Annotated in this window: 26 protein-coding genes and 1 pseudogene; 12 read left to right on the top strand and 15 right to left on the bottom strand. The window is 64.6% G+C overall.

The window, feature by feature from the left end:
- The 5 genes from AC1DRP_RS26640 to AC1DRP_RS26620 all read left to right on the top strand — a co-directional run.
- On the top strand, window positions 1–472 hold a 472-nt coding region (locus tag AC1DRP_RS26640), incomplete at its 5' end, for an S-adenosylmethionine:tRNA ribosyltransferase-isomerase (protein WP_476770026.1).
- Between the two features lie 62 nt (window positions 473–534).
- Window positions 535–1,197 carry a tetratricopeptide repeat protein gene (locus AC1DRP_RS26635; protein WP_476770025.1) on the top strand — a complete coding sequence of 221 codons (663 nt, stop codon included), beginning with the start codon at window positions 535–537 and terminating at the stop codon, window positions 1,195–1,197.
- A gap of 45 nt (window positions 1,198–1,242) precedes the next feature.
- Entirely contained in the window at window positions 1,243–2,634 is a 1,392-nt protein-coding gene (gene der, locus AC1DRP_RS26630) for a ribosome biogenesis GTPase Der (RefSeq protein ID WP_441491860.1), read from the top strand.
- Entirely contained in the window at window positions 2,631–3,728 is a 1,098-nt protein-coding gene (locus tag AC1DRP_RS26625) for an NAD(P)/FAD-dependent oxidoreductase (RefSeq protein ID WP_441505514.1), read from the top strand. The genes der and AC1DRP_RS26625 overlap by 4 nt, the downstream gene beginning before the upstream one ends.
- A gap of 17 nt (window positions 3,729–3,745) precedes the next feature.
- Window positions 3,746–4,159, top strand: coding sequence for an NUDIX hydrolase (locus tag AC1DRP_RS26620; RefSeq protein WP_476770024.1), 414 nt, complete (start codon window positions 3,746–3,748; stop codon window positions 4,157–4,159).
- Window positions 4,160–4,271: 112 nt separating this feature from the next.
- Here AC1DRP_RS26620 and AC1DRP_RS26615 read toward each other — a convergent pair whose 3' ends face one another.
- The 10 genes and pseudogenes from AC1DRP_RS26615 to rpsF form a co-directional block, all read right to left on the bottom strand.
- Window positions 4,272–5,015 carry an SDR family NAD(P)-dependent oxidoreductase gene (locus AC1DRP_RS26615; protein ID WP_441491857.1) on the bottom strand — a complete coding sequence of 248 codons (744 nt, stop codon included), beginning with the start codon at window positions 5,013–5,015 and terminating at the stop codon, window positions 4,272–4,274.
- Window positions 5,016–5,027: 12 nt separating this feature from the next.
- On the bottom strand, window positions 5,028–6,500 hold the full coding sequence (purF, locus tag AC1DRP_RS26610; protein ID WP_441505516.1) for an amidophosphoribosyltransferase: 1,473 nt from the start codon (window positions 6,498–6,500) through the stop codon (window positions 5,028–5,030).
- A 42-nt stretch (window positions 6,501–6,542) separates the two neighbouring features.
- Window positions 6,543–7,226, bottom strand: coding sequence for a CvpA family protein (locus tag AC1DRP_RS26605; protein ID WP_441505517.1), 684 nt, complete (start codon window positions 7,224–7,226; stop codon window positions 6,543–6,545).
- A 107-nt stretch (window positions 7,227–7,333) separates the two neighbouring features.
- Window positions 7,334–8,731 (bottom strand): DNA repair protein RadA, encoded by a 1,398-nt coding sequence (gene radA, locus AC1DRP_RS26600; protein ID WP_476770023.1) that lies wholly within the window; start codon window positions 8,729–8,731, stop codon window positions 7,334–7,336.
- A gap of 6 nt (window positions 8,732–8,737) precedes the next feature.
- Window positions 8,738–9,871 carry an alanine racemase gene (alr, locus tag AC1DRP_RS26595; protein WP_476770022.1) on the bottom strand — a complete coding sequence of 378 codons (1,134 nt, stop codon included), beginning with the start codon at window positions 9,869–9,871 and terminating at the stop codon, window positions 8,738–8,740.
- Window positions 9,868–11,172: pseudogene (locus AC1DRP_RS26590) on the bottom strand (replicative DNA helicase); the annotation flags it as partial. The pseudogene AC1DRP_RS26590 and the gene alr, both read right to left, overlap by 4 nt.
- 9 nt (window positions 11,173–11,181) lie before the next feature.
- Window positions 11,182–11,748, bottom strand: a complete 567-nt coding sequence (rplI, locus tag AC1DRP_RS26585; RefSeq protein ID WP_441491852.1) for a 50S ribosomal protein L9 — start codon at window positions 11,746–11,748, stop codon at window positions 11,182–11,184.
- 26 nt (window positions 11,749–11,774) lie between these two features.
- Window positions 11,775–12,722, bottom strand: a complete 948-nt coding sequence (locus tag AC1DRP_RS26580) for a DUF2232 domain-containing protein (protein WP_476770021.1) — start codon at window positions 12,720–12,722, stop codon at window positions 11,775–11,777.
- Between the two features lie 141 nt (window positions 12,723–12,863).
- A complete protein-coding gene (gene rpsR / locus AC1DRP_RS26575) occupies window positions 12,864–13,109 on the bottom strand; it encodes a 30S ribosomal protein S18 (RefSeq protein WP_476770020.1) in 246 nt (81 codons plus the stop codon).
- 3 nt (window positions 13,110–13,112) lie between these two features.
- A complete protein-coding gene (gene rpsF, locus AC1DRP_RS26570; protein WP_113518472.1) occupies window positions 13,113–13,565 on the bottom strand; it encodes a 30S ribosomal protein S6 in 453 nt (150 codons plus the stop codon).
- Between the two features lie 324 nt (window positions 13,566–13,889).
- Here rpsF and fabD point away from each other — a divergent pair, with 324 nt between their 5' ends.
- The 4 genes from fabD to fabF all read left to right on the top strand — a co-directional run bounded on the left by fabD (window position 13,890) and on the right by fabF (window position 17,411).
- A complete protein-coding gene (fabD, locus tag AC1DRP_RS26565; protein ID WP_476770019.1) occupies window positions 13,890–14,834 on the top strand; it encodes an ACP S-malonyltransferase in 945 nt (314 codons plus the stop codon).
- A gap of 38 nt (window positions 14,835–14,872) precedes the next feature.
- On the top strand, window positions 14,873–15,610 hold the full coding sequence (fabG, locus tag AC1DRP_RS26560; RefSeq protein ID WP_441491849.1) for a 3-oxoacyl-[acyl-carrier-protein] reductase: 738 nt from the start codon (window positions 14,873–14,875) through the stop codon (window positions 15,608–15,610).
- Between the two features lie 256 nt (window positions 15,611–15,866).
- Window positions 15,867–16,100, top strand: a complete 234-nt coding sequence (locus AC1DRP_RS26555; RefSeq protein WP_043236751.1) for an acyl carrier protein — start codon at window positions 15,867–15,869, stop codon at window positions 16,098–16,100.
- A 45-nt stretch (window positions 16,101–16,145) separates the two neighbouring features.
- Complete coding sequence (fabF, locus tag AC1DRP_RS26550) at window positions 16,146–17,411, top strand: beta-ketoacyl-ACP synthase II (RefSeq protein ID WP_441491919.1); 1,266 nt, start codon at window positions 16,146–16,148, stop codon at window positions 17,409–17,411.
- A gap of 44 nt (window positions 17,412–17,455) precedes the next feature.
- Here the strand turns inward: fabF and AC1DRP_RS26545 are convergent, their stop codons facing one another.
- Complete coding sequence (locus AC1DRP_RS26545; RefSeq protein ID WP_441491848.1) at window positions 17,456–17,686, bottom strand: hypothetical protein; 231 nt, start codon at window positions 17,684–17,686, stop codon at window positions 17,456–17,458.
- Between AC1DRP_RS26545 and mltG the strand changes: the two genes are divergently transcribed.
- The 3 genes from mltG to gmk all read left to right on the top strand — a co-directional run bounded on the left by mltG (window position 17,679) and on the right by gmk (window position 20,631).
- Window positions 17,679–18,911 carry an endolytic transglycosylase MltG gene (gene mltG, locus AC1DRP_RS26540; RefSeq protein ID WP_441505521.1) on the top strand — a complete coding sequence of 411 codons (1,233 nt, stop codon included), beginning with the start codon at window positions 17,679–17,681 and terminating at the stop codon, window positions 18,909–18,911. The two genes, AC1DRP_RS26545 and mltG, sit on opposite strands and share 8 nt — an antisense overlap.
- 184 nt (window positions 18,912–19,095) lie before the next feature.
- Window positions 19,096–19,977, top strand: a complete 882-nt coding sequence (locus AC1DRP_RS26535; RefSeq protein WP_441491846.1) for a YicC/YloC family endoribonuclease — start codon at window positions 19,096–19,098, stop codon at window positions 19,975–19,977.
- A gap of 6 nt (window positions 19,978–19,983) precedes the next feature.
- Entirely contained in the window at window positions 19,984–20,631 is a 648-nt protein-coding gene (gene gmk, locus AC1DRP_RS26530) for a guanylate kinase (protein WP_476770018.1), read from the top strand.
- Between the two features lie 9 nt (window positions 20,632–20,640).
- Here the strand turns inward: gmk and rsmA are convergent, their stop codons facing one another.
- The 4 genes from rsmA to AC1DRP_RS26510 all read right to left on the bottom strand — a co-directional run.
- Complete coding sequence (gene rsmA, locus AC1DRP_RS26525) at window positions 20,641–21,495, bottom strand: 16S rRNA (adenine(1518)-N(6)/adenine(1519)-N(6))-dimethyltransferase RsmA (protein WP_441505523.1); 855 nt, start codon at window positions 21,493–21,495, stop codon at window positions 20,641–20,643.
- Window positions 21,492–22,508, bottom strand: coding sequence for a 4-hydroxythreonine-4-phosphate dehydrogenase PdxA (pdxA, locus tag AC1DRP_RS26520; RefSeq protein WP_441505524.1), 1,017 nt, complete (start codon window positions 22,506–22,508; stop codon window positions 21,492–21,494). Before pdxA ends, rsmA begins: the two co-directional genes overlap by 4 nt.
- 49 nt (window positions 22,509–22,557) lie before the next feature.
- Window positions 22,558–25,065, bottom strand: a complete 2,508-nt coding sequence (locus AC1DRP_RS26515; protein WP_476770017.1) for an LPS-assembly protein LptD — start codon at window positions 25,063–25,065, stop codon at window positions 22,558–22,560.
- 58 nt (window positions 25,066–25,123) lie between these two features.
- Window positions 25,124–25,816, bottom strand: a 693-nt coding sequence (locus AC1DRP_RS26510; protein WP_476770016.1) for an LptF/LptG family permease, incomplete at its 5' end; no start/stop codon positions are given.

The following is a 25,816-nucleotide window of genomic DNA, read 5'->3' as shown; positions in this document are numbered from 1 at the left end:
CGGCGTTTCCCGCCATTTCGTGACGCTTCATGTCGGGGCGGGCACGTTCCTCCCGGTCAAGGCCGAGGATACGCGCGAACACCGCATGCATGCCGAATGGGGTAGCGTGAGCACTGAGACCGCAGCAGCGCTGAACCAGGTCAAGGCAAGGGGAGGCCGCATCGTTGCCGTTGGGACCACGGCCCTGCGGCTGCTCGAGAGCGCTGCCGGCGAGAACGGGGTCGTCGCGCCATTCTCCGGTGATACGGCCATCTTCATCACGCCAGGCTATCGCTTCCGGGCCGTCGATATCCTGATGACGAACTTTCACCTGCCGCGCTCGACACTGTTCATGCTGGTCTCGGCTTTCTGCGGGCTCGACCTCATGAAACAGGCCTATGCCCATGCGATCGCGGAGAAATATCGGTTCTATTCCTATGGTGACGGCAGTTTGCTGTTCAGGGCTGAACCCACCACGCCACGCCACGCTTGATCCGGCTCGCAATCGGCCAGCGAAAATGCTACCCGGCAGGGTGAAGAGGATTGTGACACCCTATGGCCGATATTTTTCGTGAGATCGACGAGGAGGTCCGGCGCGACAAGGCGGCGGCGCTCTGGAAGAAATATGGCAACCTGCTGATCGGTTTGGCCGTGGCTRCTGTCGTGGCCGTCGCAGCCTGGCAGGTCTGGCTGTATCGCGAGCAGCAGGCTTCGCAGGCCGTGGGTGCGCGGCTGGAAGAGGCGCTGAGGGCTTCGCGCGACAATCGCGGCGCCGAGGCGGAGTCGATCCTCGTTGACCTCGCGGCCAACGCGCCGGCGGGATACCGCCAGATCGCGCGGTTCCGCCTGGCTGCCGAAACCGGCAAGCGCGACGCTGCCGCGGGCGCAACGGCCTTCGACGCACTGGCGAATGACAGCTCTCTCGATCAGCTCTATCGCGATCTTGCCCGGCTTCGTGCCGGGATGTTGCGCGTCGATCTTGCGCCCTATGCCGAGACCCGCGCCGCGCTTGAGCCGCTCGCGTCTCCGCAGGGCGTCTGGCGCCATTCGGCCCGTGAGTTTCTCGGCATTGCCGCCCTCAAGGCCAATCTGTTCGAGGATGCCGGCCGCTGGTTCGATGCCATCGTGACCGATCCGCAATCGCCGCAGGTGCTGCGCCAGCGTACCGATCTCTATCTTGCGCTGGTGCGCGGCGGCGCCGTCGAGACCAAGAATTGACCCGACGCGCCGATCCCGGCGCGTAACAGGACGAATTTGAACACCATGACCGCGACCGTCGCCATCATCGGCCGGCCGAATGTCGGCAAATCGACGCTCTTCAACCGGCTCGTGGGCAAGAAGCTCGCTCTGGTCGATGACCGGCCGGGCGTGACCCGCGACCGGCGCGAAGGTGATGCCTCACTCGGCCATCTGCGCTTCCGCATCATCGATACCGCCGGACTCGAGGAGGCCGACAAGGACTCCCTTGCGGGCCGCATGCGCGCTCAGACCGAGACCGCGATCGCTCAGGCCGACGTGATCCTTTTCATGATCGATGCGCGGCTTGGCCTGACGCCGATGGACCAACCCTTCGCGGATCTGGTGCGCCGTTCTGGAAAGCCTGTGATCCTGCTCGCCAACAAGGCGGAAGGGAACAAGGGCAAGGACGGCACATTCGAGGCCTATGCGCTCGGGCTCGGCGACCCCGTTCCGTTCTCGGCCGAACATGGCGAAGGCACCGCGGATCTGCTCGAAGCGCTCGTGCCATTCATTGCCGACGAGCCAGACGAAGACGAGGACGATCAAGCCTGGGCCGAAGCTCCCGCCGCGGATCTCGATGAAGACAGCGACCCCAACAAGCCGCTGCGCGTCACCATTATCGGCCGCCCCAATGCCGGCAAGTCGACGCTGGTCAACCGGATGATTGGCGAAGACCGGCTGCTGACGGGACCGGAAGCCGGGATCACCCGAGACACCATCTCGGTTGACTGGGAGTGGCGCAGCCGCCCGGTCAAGCTCTTCGACACGGCGGGCATGCGCAAGCGCGCCCGCATCGAGGAGAAGCTCGAAAAGCTCTCGGTCGCCGATGCGCTTCGGGCCATTCGGTTCGCCGAAGTCGTCGTCGTCCTGCTCGATTCGACCATTCCCTTCGAGAAACAGGACCTGACGCTGGTCGACCTGACCGAGCGCGAAGGCCGGTCGGTCGTCATCGGGCTGAACAAGTGGGATCTCGTTGCCGACAAGCAAGGCCTGCTGGCCGAGCTCAAGGAGAAGGCGAACCATTTGCTGGCGCAGGTGCGCGGCGTGCAGATCGTTCCGCTGTCAGGTCTGGCGGGCGAGGGTATCGACCGGCTGATGCAGGCTGTCTTCGCCAGCTATGACGTCTGGAATCGCCGCGTCTCCACGGCGCGGATCAACCGCTGGCTCGAAGGCGTGCTCTCGGCTCACCCGCCTCCGGCCGTCGCCGGACGCCGCATCAAGATCCGCTATATGACGCAGGCAAAGGCGCGCCCGCCGACTTTCGCGCTGTTCGGCAACCAGCTCGACCATTTGCCGGTGTCCTATACGCGCTATCTCGTCAACAATCTGCGCGAGGCATTCGAGCTGCCGGGCACACCGATCCGCCTGCATACGCGCGGCGGTGACAATCCCTACGATCGCAACAAGCGCAAGTGAAGGTCACCGTCGTCGGCGCGGGCATTGGYGGCCTTGCGACGGCCTGGGCTCTCAGCGGACGTGGCCATGACGTAACGCTGCTCGAGCAGGCGCCGGTGATTCCCAATCCCTACGCCGCCTCGGGCGACCAGCATCGCATCATCCGTCGCGCCTATGGCAGTGCCGATGGCTATGCCCGCACCATCCCGGAGGCCTTCGCGGCATGGGACGAGATGTGGGCTGATCTCGGCCGGTCCCACCTCGCCAATTGCGGCGTTCTCGGCGTCTCGCTGCAGGAGGGCGACGAGGGCGAGCAGTATCGCGACGGGCTCGACCGGACGTCACAGCCTTATACGCTGCATGCGCCTGCCGAAGCCGCGACGCGCTGGCCCTTTCTCGATGCGGCAAGCCTCCGCTACGCCTATTTCAGTGCCGACGGCGGCGCTCTCTTTCCGGCACGGATTGCGGCGGATCTGCTCCGACTTCTGGCGGAACGCGGCGTCGCGATTCAGGCCAATGCGCGTGTTTCTGCCGTGGAGCCGGATGCCGGCGTCGCCATCCTTGACGATGGGGCGCGGATTGCTGCCGACCAGGTCGTGGTGACGGCTGGGGCCTGGGTGCTGCGCCTGTTCCCGGAACTCGGCGATGCGCTGAAGACCTACCGCACTGCGGTCGTCTATCTCGATCCGCCCGGGGATCTCCGTGACGCCTGGCAGCGTGCGCCTGCCATGGTCAGCGTCGGTGGCGACAGACACGGTTACATCCTGCCGCCGGTGGACGGGACCGAACTGAAGCTGGGCGCAGGAATCCATCGCCGCCCGAGAGAGCCCGACGAGGAGCGCGAGCCTCGTCCCGGGGAGGGCGAGCAGATCCGCGACTATTTTGCCCCGCCGCTCGCTCGGCTCGATGAGTATCGCGTCAAGCGTACCGCGACCTGCGCCTATACCTTCACCGAGGATGGCACATTCTTCGCGCGCCGGATTGGCAAGGCGCTCGCGGTCTCCGCATGTTCGGGGCATGGCTACAAATTTGGCGCCGCGGTCGGTCGACGGGTCGCGACTGCTCTGGAGAGCGGAGACGACGCCGCATTGTTCCGCTGGTTGCGGGCGGAGTAGGCCAGATGGAGGGGCGGATGCTCGAGACGGTCAGCGCCCTGTTCGTCAGCCCGGAAAACAAGGTTCTGCTCGGCTTGAGGGCATCCTGGAAGCGCGCATGGGCCGATCACTGGGATGCGATCGGTGGCCGGGTCGAACCGGGGGAAGGCCTCCAGGAAGCGCTTCTGCGCGAATGCCGTGAGGAAGTTGGCCTTGTCCCGACACGGTATCAGCTGGTGCTGTCGGAGCCGGAGCGCTTTCCGGAGCGCAATGGCGAGGCGCTGCACCACATCTACGTCGTGCATGCCTGGGCGGGCGGGGACGCGGTCAACCTCTGCGACGAGCATGTCGAGATACGCTGGTTTACGCTCGACGAGATGGCGGCGCTGCCAAACCTCACCATCCCCGATCTGATCACGCTGGCGCGTGCGGCGCCGCGCGCGGGAGACTGATTGCTCTCGAGCAGGGCATCAGACCGAAAAGTGGAATCCACCTCTCGGGGAAAATCCGATGCTGCCTAAAGAGAGGGATCGCCACTTTGCGCCCCCCAGGACGCGCGCCAATTTAGGCCGGCATTTGCGGGCTCAGTACCTTGCCCTGCGGAAAATCGAAAATCTTGCCGGTCTCCGCCCAATCGGGCGAGGCCAGGCGTACGAGATGCGGAGCGAGGTCTTCCGGGGTCTTCAGCGTCAGCGGATCCTCGCCCGGCATCGCTTCTTCCCGCATGCGGGTGCGCAGGGGGCCGGGGTTGACGATCATCACCTTGAGCGGGGTCGTCACGGTCTCGGCTGCATAGGTGCGCGCCATGGCCTCGACGGCCGCCTTCGAGATCGAGTACGGGCCCCAATAGGCCAGGCACTTATGCGCCGCACCTGACGACATCACGATGACCCGGCCCGAATCCGAGGCCTGCAGGGCCGGTTCGACCGATTTGATCAGGCGCCAGTTGGCCGTGACATTGGTTTCGAACACCTTGGCCCATTCCTTCGGCGAGGCATGGGTGAGCGGGGTCAGGGGGCCGAGGATGCCGGCATTGGCGAGCAGGATGTCGAGTTTGCCCCAGCGCTGCAGCAGAGCGGGGCCAAGCTTCTCGATCGCAGCCGCATCGCCGAGGTCGACAGGAACCAGCGTCGCACTGCCGCCAATGCCCTGAATCTCATCATCGAGTTCTTCAAGCGCGCCGGAGGTTCGCGCCAGAGCAACGACATGGGCGCCGGCATTGGCGAAGGCGAGGGCTGCGGCGCGGCCAATACCGCGCGACGCGCCAGTGACGAGCGCGACGCGCCCTGCGAGAGGCTTGGTCATCATAGACTCTTGTGATCAGCCGGCTTCGGCCAAGAGGGACAATTCCTGCTTGGCGCTCTCGCCGATGACGTCGGTCAGCGAGGTCGGGTAGTCGCCGGTGAAGCAATGGTCGGTGAATTGCGGCCGGGCGGGATCGCGCCGTTCATGCCCCATGGCGCGGTAAAGACCGTCGACCGAGAGAAAGGCGAGCGAATCCGCGCCGACGAACTGGCGCATCTCCTCAAGGGTATGCGTTGCCGCCAGCAGCTTCTCGCGGTCGGGCGTGTCGATGCCGTAGTAGTCGGGATGGGTGATCGGCGGCGACGAGATGCGGAAATGCACCTCGCGCGCTCCAGCCTCGCGCATCATCTTGACGATCTTGAACGAGGTCGTACCGCGCACGATCGAGTCGTCGACCAGAACGATACTCTTGCCCTCGACCACGCTGCGGTTGGCCGAATGCTTCAGCCGCACGCCGAGTTCGCGGACCTTCTGGGTCGGCTCGATGAAGGTGCGCCCGACATAATGGTTGCGGATAATGCCGAGCTCGAAGGGAACGCCGCTTGCCTGGGCAAAGCCCAGCGCCGCCGGCACGCCCGAATCCGGTACGGGCACGATCACATCGGCATTTGCCGGCGCTTCCGAGGCCAGCTGCGCGCCCATGCGCTTGCGACGTTCATAGATGCTCTGGCCCTTCACGATCGAGTCCGGCCGGGCGAAGTAGATATACTCGAAGATGCAGGGGCGTTCCGCAACCGGCGGGAAGGGCTTGTGGCTCTCGATGCCGTCCTCGGAGATGACGACGACTTCGCCGTTCTCGACCTCACGGACGAACTTGGCGCCGATGATGTCGAGCGCACAGGTCTCGGAGGTCAGGATCGGTGCCCCGTCGAGCTCGCCGAGCACGAGCGGGCGGATGCCCAACGGATCGCGAGCGCCAATCAACTTCTTGTTGGTGATGCCGACGAAGGCATAAGCGCCCTCGATCTGGCGGATGGCATCGACAAAACGATCGATGAAGCGGGTCTTGCGGCTGCGGGCGACAAGATGGAGCAGCACCTCCGTATCGGAGGTCGACTGATAGATCGCACCGTCACGGACAAGGTTGCGGCGCAGCGTCAGGCCGTTGGTGAGGTTGCCGTTATGCGCAACGGCAAAGCCGCCGCCATGCAGCTCGGCGAAGAGCGGCTGGACGTTTCGGAGGATCGTTTCCCCCGTCGTCGAATAGCGCACATGACCGATCGCCTGCGCGCCCTGGAGCTTGTCGATGACCGAGGCTTCCGAAAACGCATCGCCGACAAGGCCGAGACGCCGCTCCGAATGGAAGCGCCTGCCGTCGAAGGTCACGATACCAGCCGCTTCCTGGCCACGATGCTGGAGAGCATGCAGGCCGAGCGCGGTCAGCGCGGCGGCATCGGCATGACCGAAGATGCCGAAGACGCCGCATTCCTCGCGCAGCCGGTCGGCATAGGGATCGAAGGCGTCGTGGGTCTCGGGTTGAGACGTCATTACGGGCTCCATACGCTGTAACACGGCTGCGTTACGCTCCAATTACGGACGAGTTTGGGCAGGCGTTCCCGGGCGGGTGCCTTCGATCGCACGCTGTAGCGCCTGGCGGTCGTTGGCGTTCGGCACTTCAGTGCGGCGCTGCGGGTCAGCGGTCGGGCTCGCCGGTGGGCGCGGCTCCTCGGCCGGCGCCTCGGCGGGCTCTTCGCCGGTCTTGGGCTTCAGCAGCTTCTTGACGAAGTCAGAATTGATGTCCTGCGGCAGCATCGTCAAAAGCGAGCGGCCGGTCTCTTCGAGGATCGGCTTGGCCTTGGCGTCCTTTGCCCAGGTCGGGAGATTCTTGTCGCCCATCAGCGCGGTGAAGAACACGTAACCGATCACCGCCAGCAGCAGCCCGCGGGCGGCGCCGAAGACAAAGCCGAGCGTCCGGTCGAGCGCGCCGATACGCGAGTCGAGGACGAAATCGGAAATCCGGGCAGTCACGAGCGACACGATGATCAAGGTTACCAGGAACAGGGCCGCGATCACGGCGACCAACGCGATGGTCTGGTTCGGGATATGTTGCTGCGCCAGCGGCAGGAGCTGGGGATGAAACACCCAAGCCACCACAGCTGCCGTCGCCCAGGACGCGATAGCCAACACTTCTCGTGTCAGCCCGCGCACAGCGGCCAGCAACGCCGAGATCAGAACCACGCCGATGACGACGAGATCGAGGATTGTGACAGGCATGTAGGAAGCCGCTTCTCTAGCATCTAGGGGTGGCCCGCAAGAAATGGGCTGGCCGCAACGATTTTGCTATACGCGTTCGAAGGGGTTCCGTCACCCTTGGGGGCGGTTCATTTCACATCCCTGCGAGGAGCGCGAGCCGCGATATCGGCGACGAGCTCCGCAACATGCCCGAAACGGCGCAGTCCCAGCCCGCTGCCATCGCCGAAATCTGCTCCACCTGCGGGAAAGAGTGCAGCCTCGAAGCCGAGCTTGGCAGCCTCGCGCAAGCGGGCAGCCGTGACGGAAACCGGACGAATCGCCCCCGACAGTGCGATCTCGCCAAAATAAACGCCTTCGGCCGGCAGAATCGCTCCGGTCAGCGAGGAGATCAGCGAGGCGGCAACCGCCAGATCCGCGRCCGGCTCGTTGACCCGCAGGCCGCCGGCTACGTTGAGATAGACATCATGCTGGCCGAGCCTTAGGCCGCCATGGGTTTCGAGCACGGCAAGCACCATCGCGAGACGGCTGTTCTCCCAGCCGACGACAGCGCGCCGCGGCGTGCCAAGTGAGGTCGGCGAGACCAGCGCCTGGATCTCGACCAGCACCGGCCGCGTGCCCTCAACTCCGGCGAAGACCGCGGCCCCAGGGGCGGCCTGATCCCGGCCCGCCAGGAAAAGGGCCGATGGATTGGTGACTTCCGACAATCCCTTGCCGGTCATCTCGAAGACGCCGATCTCGTCAGTTGCTCCGAAGCGGTTCTTCTGCCCGCGCAGGACGCGGAAGGCATGTGCGCCTTCGCCCTCGAAGGAGAGAACGGCGTCGACCATATGCTCGACCACACGCGGCCCGGCGATCTGACCGTCCTTAGTGACATGGCCTACGAGGATCAGGCAGGCGCCGCTGGTCTTGGCATAGCGGATCAATGCCTGGGCCGAGCCTCGTACCTGCGTCACTGTGCCCGGCGCGCTTTCAACCTCGCCCGACCACATGGTCTGGATCGAATCGATCACGACGAGGGCCGGACGCTGACCCTGATTGAGGGTGGCGACGATGTCCTCGACATTGGTTTCTGCAGCGAGGTCGACCGGCGCATCGGCGAGGCCCATGCGTTCGGCCCGCAGGCGGACCTGCCCGGTCGATTCTTCGCCCGAGACATAGACGACGCGATGGCCGCCATTGGCGAGCGCCGCACAAGCCTGCATCAGCAGGGTCGATTTGCCGATGCCGGGATCGCCGCCGATCAACAGCACAGAGCCGGGCACGAAACCGCCACCGGTGACGCGGTCGAGCTCACCGATGCCGGCGACAATGCGGGGAGCATCCTGTGTCTCGCCTTTGAGCGTCTCGAGCGCAAAGACACGGCCCCGCGCGCGGCCGTTCGACGAGCCGCGTCCGCCCGGCACCGGCGCAGCCTGCGCTTCCTCGCTGAGCGACGACCATGTGCCGCAGGCGTCGCATTTGCCCTGCCAGCGATGATAGACTGCGCCGCAGGCTTGGCAGGTATAGGTTGGACCGCGTTTCGCCATTCGGCACTAGAGCCCGACATAGCGGCGCGCATAGCGCCCGCCCAGCCCGGTCAGGATCTCGTAGCCGATGGTCTTGGCTCCAGCGCCCACCGTCTCGATGTCGAGCGGCCCGCCGATCAGCGTCACCGGCGCGCCCCGCACGGCGGCAGCGGCAGGCGCATCCGTGACATCGATGATGATCAGGTCCATCGAAACCGTGCCGACGAAGGGGCAGGTAACGCCGCCAACGATCGCCGAACCGCCGGTGCTGCTATCCGTCCAGCTCGCATTGCGCGGGTAGCCATCGGCATAGCCGAGGCAGATCGTGGCGAGCTTGCGCGGCCCCGGTGCGGTCCAGCGGCCGTTATAGCCCACCTGCGTGCCGGCCTGGACCTCGCGCAGTTGGAGAATGCGTGCCTCCAGCCCGATGACAGGCTGCATCGGGTTCGGCTGGTTCGGCGTCGGGTTGCCGCCATAGAGTGCGTAGCCCGGCCGGGTGAGCTGATAGGATGGGACATCCTTGAGGAAATGACCCGAAGAGTTCTTCAGCGAGGCGGGAATGCCGGGGAAGGCGGCTGCAATATCGGCGAAGGCTGCGGCCTGTCGCGCGTTGGCTGGATCGGCCTCATCCTCGGATGAGGCGAAATGCGACATCACAAGACCGATGCCTGCGGCCGTGATCGTGCCTGAGCGCTCACGCGCGAGGTTCAAGCCTTCGCCGGCCCAGAGCCCGAGCCGGTTCATCGCGGTGTCGACATGCAGTGCCGCCGACCTGACCGCGGCTCCGCCCTGGCGGAAAGCGGCCCATTCGAGCAGTTCTTCATGCGAACCGAGCACCGGTGACAGGCCGTGCAGGGCAAAGTGGCCGCAGGTTTCCGGCAAGAGGCCGTTCAGCACATAGATCGCCGCGTCCGGATCCACGGCTCGTGCCCGAATGCCCTCGGACAGATGGGCGACGAAGAACGTCCGGCAGCCGGCCTTGGCGAGAGCTGTGACCGCTGGCTCGATGCCGATGCCATAGGCGTCGGCCTTGACCACGGCGCTGGTCTCGGCCCCGCTGGCACGCTGTCCGAGCGCACGCCAATTCGCTACCAGCGCCCCGAGATCGATCGTCAGTGTCGCGCCGGCCATGCCGGCATCCGGGGTATCGAAGGCGGTCATATCTGTTCCGGCAAATGGGCTTCTTCGGCGCGGTCGGAGAAGCGTGTGACGTCGGCATCGAACTGCAGGGCGATGGTGCCGGTCGGGCCGTGACGCTGTTTGCCGATGATCAACTCGGCGAGACCATGGGCCACCTCCATCTCGTTGAGCCAGGTCGCATGTTCCGGCGTGCCGGCACGCGGTTCCTTGCCCTTGAGGTAATATTCCTCGCGATAGACGAACATCACGACGTCAGCGTCCTGCTCGATCGAGCCCGATTCGCGCAGGTCCGAGAGCTGGGGCCGCTTGTCGTCGCGGTTCTCGACCTGGCGCGAGAGCTGCGAGAGCGCGATGATCGGTACCGAGAGTTCCTTGGCCAGCGCCTTCAGGCTGGTCGTGATCTCGGTCAGTTCCTGCACGCGGTTCTCGCCCTTCTTGGCCGAGCCCGAGAGCAGCTGGAGGTAGTCGATGAAGAGAGCATCGAGCCCCTTCTGGCGCTTCAGCCGTCGCGCGCGCGCCATCAGCTGGGCGATCGAGAGGCCACCGGTCTGGTCGATATAGAGCGGCAGTTTCTCGATCTGGTTTGCGACATCGGCCAGCCGCGCGAAATCGCCTTCGGAGATGCGGCCCTGCCTGATCTTGTATGACGAGATGCCCGATTGTTCGGCGACGATACGGGTCGCGAGCTGGTCGGCCGACATTTCGAGTGAGAAGAAGGCGACGATACCGCCGTCGACGGATTTGAGCGAACCGTCATCCTGTCGCTCGCCGCGCCAGGCCTTGGCGATGTTGAACGCGATATTGGTCGCAAGCKAGGTCTTGCCCATGGCCGGGCGACCGGCCAGCACGATCAGGTCCGAGCGCTGCAGGCCGCCCATGCGCGCGTCGAGATCGCKGAGGCCGGACGAGATGCCTGAGAGACCGCCGGCGCGCTGGTAGGCGCTCGCCGCCATGTCGATCGCGAGGCGAAGCGCGCCATCGAATTTCTGGAACCCGCCCTCGTAGCGGCCCTTCTCGGCCAGTTCATAGAGCCGACGCTCGGCTTCCTCGATCTGCTCGCGAGGCGCCATCTCGACCGGTGCGTCATAGGCGACGTTGACCAGATCCTCACCGACGCCAATGAGCAGGCGCCGGATGGCGAGTTCGTAGATGGTGCGCCCGTAATCCTGCGCGTTGATGATGGTCGTGGCCTCGGCCGCGAGGCGCGCGAGATATTGCGAGGCCGTGATGCCGCCAAGATCGATCTCGGCGAGAAATGTCTTCAACGTGATCGGCGTCGCGATCTTGCCCGCTCGGATCAAACTCGCGGTCAACTCGAAGACGAGGTCGTCTCAGCGATCGTCGTTGTCGCCGGCCTCGGCCAGTGCCGCGCCGACCTCGAGACCGAGATCGTCGAGATCGAACTCCTCGCGAGCCGTGACGTTCTCACCCCGGACCTGGCGCTCGGCCTCTTCAGCGGAACGGGCGATGTTGATGGTGACGGTGACCGAAACCTCAGGATGCAGCACGACCGGAACGGTGTGCAGACCGAGCGTCTTGATCGGCGCGTTCAGGGTGATCTGGCTACGGTCGACGCTGAAGCCGTCCGCGGTCAGGGCCTCGGCGATGTCGCGGGTCGAGACCGAACCGTAGAGCACGCCGGACTCGCCCGACTGACGCAGCATCACGACCGAGTGGCCGTTCAGCGTCTCGGCGACCGAATCGGCCTCCTTCTTGAGCTCGAGATTGCGGGTCTCGAGCTGGGCGCGCTGCGTCTCGAAGCGCTTCCTGTTCTCTTCGGTGGCGCGCAGCGCCTTGCCGCGGGGCAGCAGGAAATTACGGCCGAAGCCGTCACGCACGCGGACGACTTCGCCCATCTGGCCGAGCTTGGCGACGCGTTCGAGCAGGATCACTTCCATTGGTCTTCTCCTTCTTGTGTTTGATGTCAGGCGTTAGGCATGGGTGGAACGGTGGGTGGGGCCTTTCGGCGCCCCAGCAGAGAATCGACGATGCCGGCAAGCGACAGCAGCGGTGTCAGCAGGGCCTGCATGATGACGAGCGCGAGATAGACCGAGATCAGCGCCGGCCCGCGCCAGGCTTTGCCGCGCGTCAGATCGTGGATGGTGGCCAGCCCGCTGAACATGAAGGCAGCGAGCAGTGCGCCGGTCATCGCAGCTCCGGCGACGCCGATGAAACCGCCGAGCGTGCCTATCGCCATTGCCAGGCCAAGCAGGATCAGCGCCTGGCGGGGAACCGTCGTTGCCGGAATGAAAGGCCACGGGCGCGGCAGCCGGCCGGAGACCTGCACTGCCTTGGCCGCAAGCCAGAGATTGGCGACGATCGTCGTGACGAAGGACGCGCCGATCCCGACGGGGACCGCGGGCGCGAGCGTCAGCGCAAGCTCGGAAACCTTCACATCTGCTGGCAAGGCGATGAGGCGGCTGCGCACCATCTCGGAGAGCAGGTTCTCGATGACGCGTGCGATCACCGTGCGATAGGTGTCGTAGTCCGTGGTCATCACGAGAGCGCTGCCAACGGTTGTCAGCGCGGCTATTGCGGCGATCCAGACCAGAAGATGACCGAGCGGATACCACTCGGCACCGCCCGTGCCGTCATGACGGGCAAGAAGCGCGAGGTAGGCAATCCACCAGGCTGGCAGCGCGACGATCAGCGCATAATTCAGCCCGCCGGCAAAGCTGAGCGCGATCATGCCGGCGATCGCGCCGGCTGCGGTCGCAACAAGCCCGGCGCGATGATTCCAGCCGAGTGCCGCGATGAAGATCGGAAGAGGGGCTGCGGAATACAGCAGAATAGCCAGCGGCGATCCGGTGATCACCACTGCGAAAAGAAGGGCCGAGACAAGGCCCGCACCGATGCCGACGATCGGAAGCATTCTTCGTCCTGCTGTCCCGCTGCTCGAAAATGGCAGGGTGAGAGGCATCTTGCCTCAACATACCCGGCGGGATTTCACCGCTGGGCGACTAGGGGTTCGGCCATCGCCGGTGCAAGGCACCGGCGATGGGTCGCAATCCGCTTAGCGGATGACGTAGGGCAGCAGGCCCAGGAAGCGGGCGCGCTTGATCGCCTGGGYGAGCTCACGCTGCTTCTTGGCCGAAACGGCCGTGATACGCGACGGCACGATCTTGCCGCGCTCGGAGATGTAGCGCGAAAGCAGGCGCACATCCTTGTAGTCGATCTTCGGAGCGCCTTCGCCCGAGAACGGGCAGGACTTGCGGCGGCGGAAGAAGGGGCGGCGGGCGCCGGCGGAAGCGGTCGACATGGCTTAGGCCTCCGTGCCGGTGGTTTCGGTGGTCTCGTCTTCGCGACGCGGACGGTCACGGCGCGGGCCGCGATCGAAACGGTCGCCGCCACGCTCGAAGCGGTCACCGCCGCGCTCGCCGCGGTCGTCACGATCGCGCTTCTGCAGCATGGCCGACTGGCCTTCCTCGAGCTCCTCGACGCGGATCGTCAGGAAGCGCAGGACGTCTTCGTTGATGCGCATCTGGCGCTCCATCTCCAGCACGGCGGCGGAGGGAGCGTCGATGTTCAGCAGCGAGTAATGAGCCTTGCGGTTCTTGCGGATGCGATACCCGAGCGACTTCACGCCCCAGTACTCGGTCTTGGTGACCGAGCCGCCATTCGCCTCGATGATGCCCTTGAACTGTTCGACAAGAGCTTCGACTTGCTGCGCGCTGACATCCTGCCGCGCGAGCAGCACATGCTCGTACAATGCCATTATGGCCTTCCTTTGTTTTACCCTGTTTCGCTCGGCGCGGAGCCCTCCGAGCCCTGGATAAGGCCCGACAGGATTTCATCGAAGGCGGAGACACGGGATGGCGGTTCGAGAGCCGAACCTGCGGATGCTTGATAAGCGCCCGCCATCCGTTCAGCCTCCGGCCGAACAAACAGGAGGCGGCTGATACAGCGTCGTGGCCATTTCCGCAAGCCAAATCACTGCACAGGTGGCCGCGAATTCTCCAGCAAAGCTTGACTTGGCCTCCCAAGCAATGTGAGAGCGCCGTCGCGATGACTAATTTATGAACATCGGGATTTTCTCAGCATGACAACCGCGTTCATCTTTCCCGGCCAGGGCTCTCAGGCCGTCGGCATGGGCAAGACCTTGGCCGACGCCTTTCCGGTGGCCAGGGCAGTCTTTGCCGAGGTCGACGACGCCCTGTCGCAGAAGCTTTCGGCGATCATGTGGGATGGTCCTGCTGAGGAGTTGACGCTGACCGCCAATGCTCAGCCTGCCCTGATGGCTGTGAGTCTTGCCGTGATCCGCGTCCTTGAGGCGGAGGCGGGCCTGTCGCTGCAGCGCGATGCGGCCTTCGTGGCCGGCCACTCGCTCGGCGAGTATTCTGCGCTGGCGGCTGCCGGCAGCTTCTCGATTGCGGATGCTGCGCGCTTGTTGCGGATTCGCGGCGACGCCATGCAGAAGGCTGTGCCGGCAGGCGAGGGGGCGATGGCAGCGCTGCTCGGGGTCGAGCTCGAACAGGCGCGCGAGATTGCCAGGGATGCAGCGCAAGGCGAGGCCTGCGAAGCTGCCAATGACAATGGTGGCGGACAGGTCGTTCTCTCCGGCAGCAAGGCGGCGATCGAGCGGGCTATTGCGCTCTCCGGGCAGCGCGGCGTCAAGCGCGCCCTGCCACTACCGGTATCAGCGCCCTTCCATTGCGCGCTGATGCAACCTGCCGCCGATGCTATGCGCGAGGCCCTGGCAAGGGTCGCTCTGGCGGCGCCGGTTGTTCCGGTGATGGCCAATGTCGGAGCTGCTCCGCTGAGCGACCCGGATGCGATCCGCGCGTCGCTGGTGGCGCAGGTGAYGGGAACCGTGCGCTGGCGCGAATGCGTGCAGGCTATGGCCGATGCCGGCGTGACCCGTTTCGTCGAGGCAGGCAGCGGTAAGGTGCTGGCCGGCTTGGTCAAGCGTATCGCAGCCGGCACGAGTGCGGTTTCGCTCGGCGCCGCCGACGATATCCGCAATTACAGTGCCCAGAACGGGTGAGCCGGCAGGATGCCGGGTCGAAATAAAGAGGAGGCAGCATGTTTGACCTGACGGGGAAGAAAGCCCTGGTCACCGGCGCGACCGGAGGGCTGGGCGGCGCGATCGCCCGCACGCTCCACGGCCTCGGTGCCAGCGTCGCTCTGTCCGGCACGCGGGTCGAGGCGCTCGAGGCTCTCGCAGCCGAGCTTGGCGAGCGCGTCGTGATTGCGCCCTGCAACCTGTCGGACAAGGATTCGGTCGAGGCGCTCGTCCCGACTGCTGAGGAGAAGCTCGGGGGGCTCGATATCCTCGTCAACAATGCTGGCGTGACGCGCGACAATCTTTTCCTCCGCCTCAAGGACGAGGACTGGGACAGCGTGATCGCCGTCAATCTGACCGCAGCATTCCGGCTGTCGCGGGCGGCCGTGAAGACGATGATGCGCCGCCGCTATGGCCGCATCGTTTCGATCGGTTCGGTCGTCGGCGTCACCGGCAATCCCGGGCAGGGCAATTACGCCGCCTCGAAAGCCGGGCTGATCGGGATGTCCAAGGCGCTGGCGGCGGAAGTCGCCAGCCGCAACATCACGGTGAATGTCGTTGCACCKGGCTTCATCGAGTCGCCGATGACGCAGGCGCTCAACGACAAGCAGCGCGAAGGCATCCTCGCCGACGTGCCGATGGGCCGATTGGGTGTGGGTGACGATGTTGCTGCAGCTGTCGCTTATCTCGCCAGCAACGAGGCCGCTTACGTGACCGGGCAGACGCTTCACGTCAACGGTGGAATGGCAATGATTTGAAGGTCTTGAGAAGGTTCTTTGTAACCTTCCCAGATCGGTTTGCGGCTCTCGTCAGCTATCGACGAGTGTGTTAACTAGCGCCGTCGCGCTGCAGCGCGCGTGCTCGGGGGGACTTGACGCGAACCCTGTTGTTGCGTTTGTGCAGCCTTAAGAGTTCCGCCCCGGCGGCATTCCGGAAGGGGTGCCGGGTGGCGGGAGCGGTTCCCTACACGCATCGCGATCCAGCGATGCGTTTCAAGCTTTGAGGAAAAGATCCATGAGCGATGTCGCCGAGCGCGTGAAGAAGATCGTGATCGAGCATCTCGGCGTCGAACCCGAGAAGGTCGTCGAAGGCGCCAACTTCATTGAAGATCTGGGTGCCGACAGCCTCGATACGGTCGAGCTCGTGATGGCTTTCGAGGAAGAGTTCGGCGTCGAGATTCCGGACGATGCTGCCGAGACGATCGTCACGGTCGGCGACGCCGTCAAGTTCCTCTCGAAGAGCGCCTGATCGGCCTCTGGCCGTTACTGCATCATGAGCCCACGCAGCTACACCATGCGACGTGTCGTGGTGACCGGGCTTGGCATGGTGACGCCGCTTGCATGCGGCGTCGAGCCGACCTGGTCACGTCTGATCTCCGGCGCCAGCGGCGCCGGTCCGATCACGAGCTTCGACGCGAGCGACCTTCCCGCCCAGATCGCCTGCAATATTTCGCGCGGCGATGGTTCCGACGGCACCTTCAATCCTGACGATTGGATGGAGCCGAAGGAACAGCGGAAGGTCGATGATTTCATCGTCTTCGCAATGGCGGCTGCGACGCAGGCGCTCAATGATGCCGGGTGGAAACCCGAAAGCTATGAGGACCAGATCGCGACCGGTGTCGCGATCGGGTCCGGCATTGGTGGGCTCGGCGGCATCTATGAAGCGTCGATCCTGCTCAAGGAGCGCGGCCCGCGCCGCCTCTCGCCTTTCTTCATTCCCGGCCGGTTGAGCAATCTCGCCGCCGGCTATGTTTCGATCACGCACGGCCTCAAGGGGCCGAATCACGCAGTGGTCACGGCTTGCTCGACCGGCGCTCATGCCATTGGCGATGCCTCGCGGATGATCGCTCTCGGCGATGCCAAGGTGATGGTCGCGGGTGGCACCGAATCGGCGATCAACCGCATCGGCATTGCCGGGTTCTGCGCGTGTCGCGCGCTGTCCACTGGCTTCAACGACACGCCTGAGAAAGCCTCGCGTCCCTATGACAAGGATCGCGACGGCTTCGTCATGGGCGAGGGGGCAGGGGTCGTCGTTCTCGAGGATCTCGAGCATGCCAAGGCGCGCGGTGCGCGCATCTATGCCGAAATCGTCGGGTACGGCATGTCGGGTGATGCTTATCATATCACCTCGCCGGCCGAGGATGGCGACGGTGCCTATCGTTGCATGTCGGCGGCGCTCGATCGTGCCGGGGTCACGGCGGGTGATCTCGACTACATCAACGCGCATGGCACCTCGACCCAGCTCGGCGACGAAATCGAGCTGCGGGCAGTCGAGCGGCTGCTCGCCAACGCTCCGCGGAAGCCCGCCATGTCCTCGACCAAGTCGGCGACGGGACACCTGCTCGGCGCGGCAGGCGCGATCGAGGCGATCTTCACGGTCCTCGCGATTCGCGACCAGATCGCACCGCCGACGATCAATCTCGACAACCCATCCGTCGAGACCGATCTGGACCTGGTGCCGAATGTCGCGAAGAAGCGCAGCATCGAGATCGCTCTCTCCAATTCCTTCGGGTTTGGCGGGACGAACGCCTCGCTGGTGATCCGGCGTTTCGTCGACTGACGCACCGGCCGATGAGGCTCAGCGCGCTTTCGCCATAATTTCTGCTAGTCTGTCACCGGATTTCGGGACAGGCTCGAAATGCGTCGCATCGCCAGGGCATTGCGGCGAACCTCACGACACCAGAACGCGAGCGCCAGCACTGTGAACACTTCGCCCCGCGTCGCCCCGAAGAGCCCGAGCGAGGCGTTGAAGCCGGTGGCGCCGCCTGCTCCGCCGCCGAAGGCGCGTCGCAGGAGGCGCAATCCCTTCATCGGCATGCTCAGCGGGTTGTTCACGACTGCGCTCGTCTTGGCCGGCGTCGTCGGTGCTGGAATCGCTGTGGTCGGCAGCCAGGGTAAGGCGCCAGGGCCGCTCGCGAGCGACCGTGTGCTGATCATTCCCAAAGAAAGCGGCCTCACCGAAATTGCCGAGCTCCTTCAGCGCGAGGGATTGATCGAGCATCCCTGGACCTTCAAGGTTTCGGCGCTGATCTCCGGCAATTGGACCAAGCTCAAGGCGGGTGAGTATCTGTTCAAGGCTCGCGCCAGCCAGCAGGACATTCTCGACATCATTGCCGAGGGCAAGGCGGTCGAGCATTCGATCACCGTGCCGGAAGGTCTGACCAGCGAACAGATCATCGCGCGGTTGCGCGACAATGATCTCCTCACGGGCGACGTCATTCAGGTGCCTCGCGAGGGGACCATCCTGCCCGACACTTTCAAGTTTCCACGCGGGTTCACACGGCAGGCGATCGTCGACCGGATGACGCGCGATCAACGCCGTATCCTCAACGATGTCTGGAGTCGCCGCCCTGCCGACCTGCCGATCAAGACGCCGCAGGAGTTGGTGATCCTGGCTTCGATCGTCGAGAAGGAAACCGGCCGCGCCGACGAGCGCCCGCGCGTTGCCGGTGTCTTCATCAACCGTCTGAACCGCAAGATGAAGCTGCAATCCGACCCGACGATCGTCTACGGGCTCGTCGGCGGCAAGGGCACGCTCGGCCGCGCGATCCAGCGTAACGAGATTACCCAGGCGACGCCCTACAATACCTATGTCATCGACGGACTGCCGCCGGGCCCGATCGCCAACCCGGGCCGTGCCGCAATGGAGGCCGTGGTCAACCATTCCAGGACCAAGGAGCTCTACTTCGTGGCTGATGGCAGTGGTGGGCACGCCTTCGCCGAGACCTTGGAGCAGCATAACCGCAATGTCGCCCGCTGGCGGCAGGTCGAGTCGCAGCGGCGCGAGGCTGGCAAGCCCTCGCCGGATTCGAATGTCGACAAGGTGGAACCGCCGCCCTCGCCGGATAATCGCACCGAAGCGCCTGGGGCCTCGCGAGCGGCCGATGCGACGTCCGGGGACAGCGAGACGGTGGGGGGCAGCCGGCGTGCGTCGGCGGATGGTCCGGCGGGAACGCGCGCGCGCGCCTTCGATGCGTCGGAAGGGACGAACCGCGATCCGCTGCTGAACCGAAGCTACGATCTCAACTCGTCGAAGCAGGTTCCAGCACTGCGCCCCTGAGCGGCTCTGGCGAGTATGGGCAGTCACGCCCGATTTCTCCCCATCTTCGCGCTTCTATGTGTGCAGCGCGACTTGCGAGCGGTGTTTCGCCTCACTACGGTCCCGCCGCATCAGATACAGCGTCGAGCGGTGATCCTGCGCATTGTGATCGCACGGTGAGCCGTCGGGGGGAGTTTCAGCGTCCATGGCGATCGAGAGCATGACCGGCTTTGCCCGCGCAGCCGGCACCGCAGGTCTTCATGCCTGGGCATGGGAAATCCGCAGTGTCAATGCGCGCGGCCTCGATGTGCGCGTCCGGGTACCTTCCGGGTTCGAAGCCCTGGCCGAGGCGGCGCGCAAGCGCCTCGGCGCCGCCTTTTCTCGCGGTACATTGCACGTGAATCTCTCGATCAACAGCGATGCCCGGCCGGCGAAGCCTCGTATCAACGAGGCGGTGCTTGCGGGCCTGCTGGAATCCGTCGCGAGGCTGCCCGCCTCCGACAGCATCCGTCCGGCGTCCTTTGACGCGCTGCTTGGGATTCGCGGCGTGGTCGAGATTGCCGACGAGGACGAGGATATCCTGGCGCAGCTCGAGGCCCCCTTGCTTGCTGGCCTGGACGCGGTGGTCCTGGGTCTCAAGGAGGCGCGCTCCGCCGAGGGGAGAGCGCTTGAATCCGTTCTCACAGGCCACCTTGCCAGCATTGGCCGTCTGACCGATGAGGCGGAGCAGCATCCCGGGCGGAGTGTGGAAGCGATCCGCGCACGGCTCGCGACGCAGGTGCAGGCCCTGCTCGATGCCAGCCCGGCACTCGATCCGCAGCGCCTGCATCAGGAGGCCGCGCTGCTAGCGGTCAAAGCCGATATCCGCGAGGAGATCGACCGGCTGCATGCTCATGTTGCCGCGTTGCGGGGCTTGTTCGATCAGGGCGGGCCGATCGGCCGGAAGCTCGACTTTCTTGCGCAGGAATTCGGGCGAGAATCCTCGACGCTTTGCGCCAAGGCCGGTGATGCCGGGTTGTCGCGCATCGGGCTCGAGCTGCGGACGGTCGTCGACCAGATGCGCGAACAGGTTCAGAATGTGGAGTGACGGCTGATGGCCGATCTGGTGCGCCCGGCCCGTCGTGGCCTGATGTTGATCCTGTCCTCTCCCTCGGGAGCGGGCAAATCGACCCTGACGCGAACGCTGTCGCAGAAGGAAACCAATCTCGATCTATCGGTCTCGGTCACGACCCGGCTCAAGCGCCCCTCCGAGATTCATGGCGTCCATTATCACTTCATCGACCGCCCTGCCTTCGAGACGTTGCGCGAGCGCGATGATCTGCTCGAATGGGCCGAGGTCCATGGCAATGGCTACGGGACCCCGCGCAAGCCCGTCGAGGATGCACTGAAGGCCGGCCGCGATGTGCTCTTCGACATCGACTATCAGGGCACGCAGCAGATCCTCGAAAAGGCGCGCGAGGATGTCGTCGCCATCTTCATCCTGCCGCCATCCATGGCGGAACTGCGCTCTCGGCTCGTGCGTCGCGCCGAGGATGCGCCTGAGGTCATCGCCAAGCGACTCGACAACGCCCGCGACGAKATCGCTCGTTGGAGCGTCTACGACTACGTCATCATCAATGACGATCTCGGTGCTGCCTATGAATCGGTCCGCGCGATCCTCACCGCCGAACGCCTGAAGCGTTCGCGCGCGATTGGTATGAGTGAATTTGTCGCCGGGCTCCTCAGCGAAGCAATCGCGTAGGGTGCGCCGCTATCCGGCCTTCAGCCCAGCCAGGGCGTTGGCGAGGCGCACGAATCCTGAAACGGGCACTTCCTCTGCGCGCGCCGTTGGCGACAGGCCGGCGGCCTCGATCATCGGCTGCGGATCAGGCGTCACGGCCTTGAGGCTCTGGCGCAGCATTTTCCGGCGCTGGCCGAAAGCAGCCAGCGTGACACGCTCCAGCAATCTCTGTTCGCAGGGCTCCGGCCTCAGTCGCGGCACGAGTTGAACGATAGAGGACGTGATTTTCGGCGGCGGCACGAAAGCGGACCTGGGCACGTCGAACAGGATCTTGGTTTCGCAACGCCAGTTCGCGAGAACGGCCAGCCTGCCATAATCGGCGCGCTGCTCCGGGGTTGCAACGATGCGCTCGGCCACCTCGCGCTGGAACATCAGCGTGAGCGAGTTCCACCAGGAGGGCCAGGGTTCCTGGCTGAGCCAGCCAACGAGCAACGGCGTGCCGATATTATAGGGCAGGTTGGCGATGATCCGGGCGGGCGAGCCGCCAAGATGAGAGGAGAGGTCGACGGCAAGCGCATCGCCGTCAATCACCTCAAGCCGTCCCGGGTAATGTGCGGCGATCTCGGCCAATGCCGGCAGGCAACGTCGATCACGCTCGACCGCGATGACACGTCCAGCCCCGTTAGCGAGCAAAGCACGCGTCAGTCCACCTGGGCCAGGGCCGATCTCGACCACAGTCTCGCCATCGAGTGGCCCGGCGGCGCGGGCGATCCTGCTTGTCAGGTTGAGATCGAACAGGAAGTTCTGGCCCAGCGACTTCTGCGCCATCAGGCCGTGGCGTTCGACCACCTCGCGCAGCGGCGGCAGCGTGTCGATCTGACTCATGGCAGGCGGCTTTCGGAATGGGCCGCCATGCGGGCTGCCAGCCGCAGCGCGGCGCAAAGGCTGTCGGGGCGGGCAATGCCGCGGCCTGCAATGTCGAAGGCCGTTCCGTGATCCGGTGAGGTACGGATGAAGGGCAGGCCAAGTGTCACGTTGACGCCCTCGTCGAAGGCAATCGTCTTGATCGGGATCAGTGCCTGATCGTGATACATCGCCAGTGCCGCATCGTACCCGGCACGGGCGCGGGAATGGAACATCGTGTCGGCAGGATAAGGACCGCTTGCGTCGATTCCCAACGCCTTGAGCTGCGCGACGGCTGGCGCCACCACCGCAGCATCCTCCTCGCCCAGCGCTCCACCTTCTCCCGCATGCGGATTCAGCCCGCTCAGTGCGATCCGTGGCTGCGGAATTCCGAAGCGGGAGGCCAGTTCGCGAGCGACAATTCGCCCCGTCTCGACAATCAGATCCGTCGTCAGCAGCGATGGTACTGCACTGAGCGGCACGTGGATCGTTACCGGAACAACCGCCAGATCTTCGCACCAGAGCATCATCACGGGGTGGGGCGTCCTGCCTCCATCCGCCGCAAGATGCGCCAGATATTCCGTATGGCCGGGATGCCTGAAACCGGCGGCGTAAAGAACGCTTTTGGCAATGGGATTGGTGACCAGCGCGGCCGCATGTCCTTCGCGCACCGCGGCGACGGCGCGATCGATCGCCTCGATAGTCCCCGCAGCCGTGGCCGGATCAGGATGTCCGGATACCACGATCGCGGTCTTCTCAAGCGCAATGACGGGCAGGGCCTGTTCGAAAAGCGCCTCTGCCTCATGCCAGGCGCAGCCAACGATGGGCACATCGAGGCCCAGCCGTCGTGACAGGCTTTCCAAAAGACCGGGGTCGGCAATGCAAGCAAACGGCGGAAGAGCTGCGGGCTCCCGCAGCACCCAGGCTTTCAAGGCCAGCTCAGGGCCGATCCCTGCCGGATCACCTTGCGTGAGAGCGAGCAGTCGCGGTGACACGTTCTTCTCCACCCGCACCGGCTCGCTCGCAGTAATCCTGATTCTACCCTCAGCGAGCGGCGACGCCGTCGCCTGTCGAGCCCTGGCCCAGGTTCTGCGAGTAGCTGATCTCGCCCAAGGTGCGCAGTTCGAGCTTGAACATCACCGTCCGCGTATCCTTCGTGGCGCCGGACTGCCGGTCGGCATAGGACTGCGAATAGGAGATGTCGAACACGGTGCATTCGTCGGTGTAGTTGATGCCGAAGCTCATCGAGGCGGGCTGGAACGGGCCCGTCTTGGGATAGGTGAGTGCCGCAAGGGCTACGGGATCGAGTTGGGCTGCCACGAAGGCATCACGATACCGCTCGCGGTCGAACTTGTACTTGTCGAGGTCGAACAGGACCCCGGCGCGGACGCGCCAGTATTGCGCGATCCCGAGCGAGCCGTTCAGGCCGAGACCCTCGCGCCGCCGCGGAATGCCCAACTCGGGCTGGGGCTCATAGCGGCCATAGGTCACGGAGGTCGATACCACGCCATTGCTGTAGGTGGCGCCTGCATCGATCCGCTGCGCCTCGAACGTCGATTCGTCCAGCCGCGCCGCGCCGGACAGGAAGAAGTTCTTGAACGGCGAGATTTGCGCGCGGGTGACGAAATCGGACCGCGTCGTTTCGAGACCTGAATCCAGGCCGGTATTGACCAGGTCGGCTTGTGCGAAGGAATTGCGCCCGGCGAGATTGAAGGACTGGCCGACAAGGAAATTGGCGTAGGCCTCCTTGCCGAAACGGCCTGTGTAGAGCGCGCCGACATTCGCTCGCGTGCCACCCTCGACCCGATCATAGCCGGAGAACTTGCCGCTCCACTCGAACAGGTTGGTGTCGTCGAAGACGAGGCTTTGCGCATCTTCGTTGGCGACCCGCAAGACATTCGTCTCGTTCGGACGTGCAACGAACTGGGCGACTGGCTCGATGATATGCGTGCCCCACGAGGTCTTGGCCACGAAGGGGTAGCGGTACATCAGGCCGACCRCCGGCATGACGCGCCCGAAGACATCGTCGGATGTGTTGAAGATCGAGGAAACGTTGGCGTTGGAAAAGCCGGTCGTCGACGGATTGACCGAGAAGATATCCGCGCGAACCGACGCATACGGCGTCCAGACCTGGCCGAGCGAATCGATGAAATTGCGCCGCCAGGACACTTCCGCTGTTGCGCGCGCCACCGAACCGCCGATGCCGCGCACCAGGCACTGGTCTTTCTGGTAGACCGCGCAGCCATCATAGAGCGGGTTCGGCGTCGTGATCAGGAAGTTCTTCTGGGCCGGAATCTGCTGGAAGGCAGCGGCGTCCCGCGTGAGGCTTGTGACGTTCACATTGAACGCCAGTTCACCGCCAATGACGTCCGGCTTGTGCACCCGCTTGTTGTAGTCGAATACCGGCAGGACGAGCGGCTGCTGCTTCTGCCAATCGGACGACGTCAGGGGTTGGAAATAATAGCCACGCAGGTCGAACCAGGCATTCGGGCTCTGGCCGTTGAGATAGCCCGTAGAGATCGATTCCTGCAGGTAGGTCGTCGAGCTGATGCTCTCGCTTCGGATGCGATAGTTCTTCCAGAACCAGCGGTCCGTCGACATCGCGACGTCCCAGCCGTAGGTCCAGCGCGGATTCAAATAGAATTTGCCAGTGGTTTCCAGCGAGCCGCGGAAATCGCTGTCGCGCGCGCCGTACGGCGTCGGMTGGAACGCATCCGGCTCCGCCTGGAAGATGCCGGCTGCACGGATGTTATAGGACCCGTTGACGAGCCGGTGACGCCACTCGGCCTGGCCAAGGAATCCCTGCCGCGAGAGATAGGTTGGCGTGACTGTGAGATCGTAGTTCGGGGCGAGGTTGAAGAAATAGGGCAGGCCAACACCGAAGCCGAGCGCGCTGGTGTTGATGAAGGCCGGCGACAGGAAGCCGCTCTTGYGCTTCACCGTCGAGTCCGGGCCCGACATGTACGGGATATAGGCGATCGGAACCCCGGCGAATTCCAGCCGGGACGATTCGTAATAGATCGTCTGCTCGGACTTCTTATGGATAATCCGCGCCGAGCGGACCTGCCAGAGCGGCGGCTTTTCGGGCTTGTCCTTGCAGGGCTCGCAAGCGGTGTAGATGCCCTTCTCAAAGACGAAGGTCTCGCCGTCCGTACGTTCAGCCCGCGGAGCGGTAAACCGCGTCTTGTCCGGGTTCACGACGCGCAGCGAATCAATGAAGCCGTCGCGGAAATCGTCCGTCAGATTGAAGCGGTCGCCGGTGATGACGGTACCGTTCGATTCGGTGATCCGGGCATTGCCGCTGGCGATGACGCGCTTGCTGGCGCGGTCATAGGTGACCTTGTCGGCTTCGATCGTACGGCCCTGATAGAGAATCTGGACGTCGCCGACAGCCGAGACGCTGTTGTTCTTGTTGTCGTAGACCAACTCGCGCGCGTCGACGACCATGCGTTCCTGCGGCTTCGCCGGAGCTTGCGCGAAAGCGCTCCCTCCTGCCGTCAGGCAATAGGCCAAACTCGAGGCGAGGGCGGTCGCCGCGGCAAAACGAGCCATGCGTCTCACGCCAGAGGCCATATGCTCAATCCAAAATTAACCATAGGCACAGTACTAGTTACCCGTCTTCCTGGTGAAGGAGAGCGAGCGCCCCAAGCATCGTCCCCACAACCGCCGGCAACCACGCGGCCACCATGGGATTGACGATCCCTGATGCCCCGAGCTCTTCCGACAGCTGCGTCGCGACATAGAGCACGAACCCGGCCGCCACGCCACCTATCACCAATCTCGTAACACCACCAAATCTGAAAAATCTTAAGGAAACGGATGCCGCCACCAGGATCATGGCAACGAGCAGAAGCGGCCGCGCCTTGAGCGACTGGTAGCGCAGCTCGTAGCGCGTGGAATCAAGGCCGGCCTTCTGCGTCCGTTCGATCACTGTCGGCATCGACCAGAACCCAACAGCGTCGGGCGGGGTGAAACTTTGCCGCACCTGGTCGGGCTCCAGAGTCGTCGCGAGCAGATAGGTCGTGTAGCTCTGTGGCTCTTCCGTGGCAGACACGACGCGTGCATCGGTCAATTCCCAATAGCCGCGATGCAGGATCGCTTCCCTTGCCTCCACGCGCTCGTTGAAGCCGCCATTCGCATCGAAGCTAAAGACAGCGACCTGGGAGAGGCCTGACGCGTCCGGCAAGGCTGCCGCAGCGCGAATAATCGCCTGCCCGTCGACGCTGCGCTGGCGAATCCAGATTTCCTGCGCTCCGGACGCCTGGGTACTCCTCGCGAAGAGCCTGGCTTCGAGGGCCGTCGC

The organism is Allobosea sp. 01N443 (assembly GCF_056399325.1).
The sequence above is the reverse complement of the archived record's forward strand: the minus strand, read 5'-3'. Positions and strand labels throughout refer to the sequence as shown.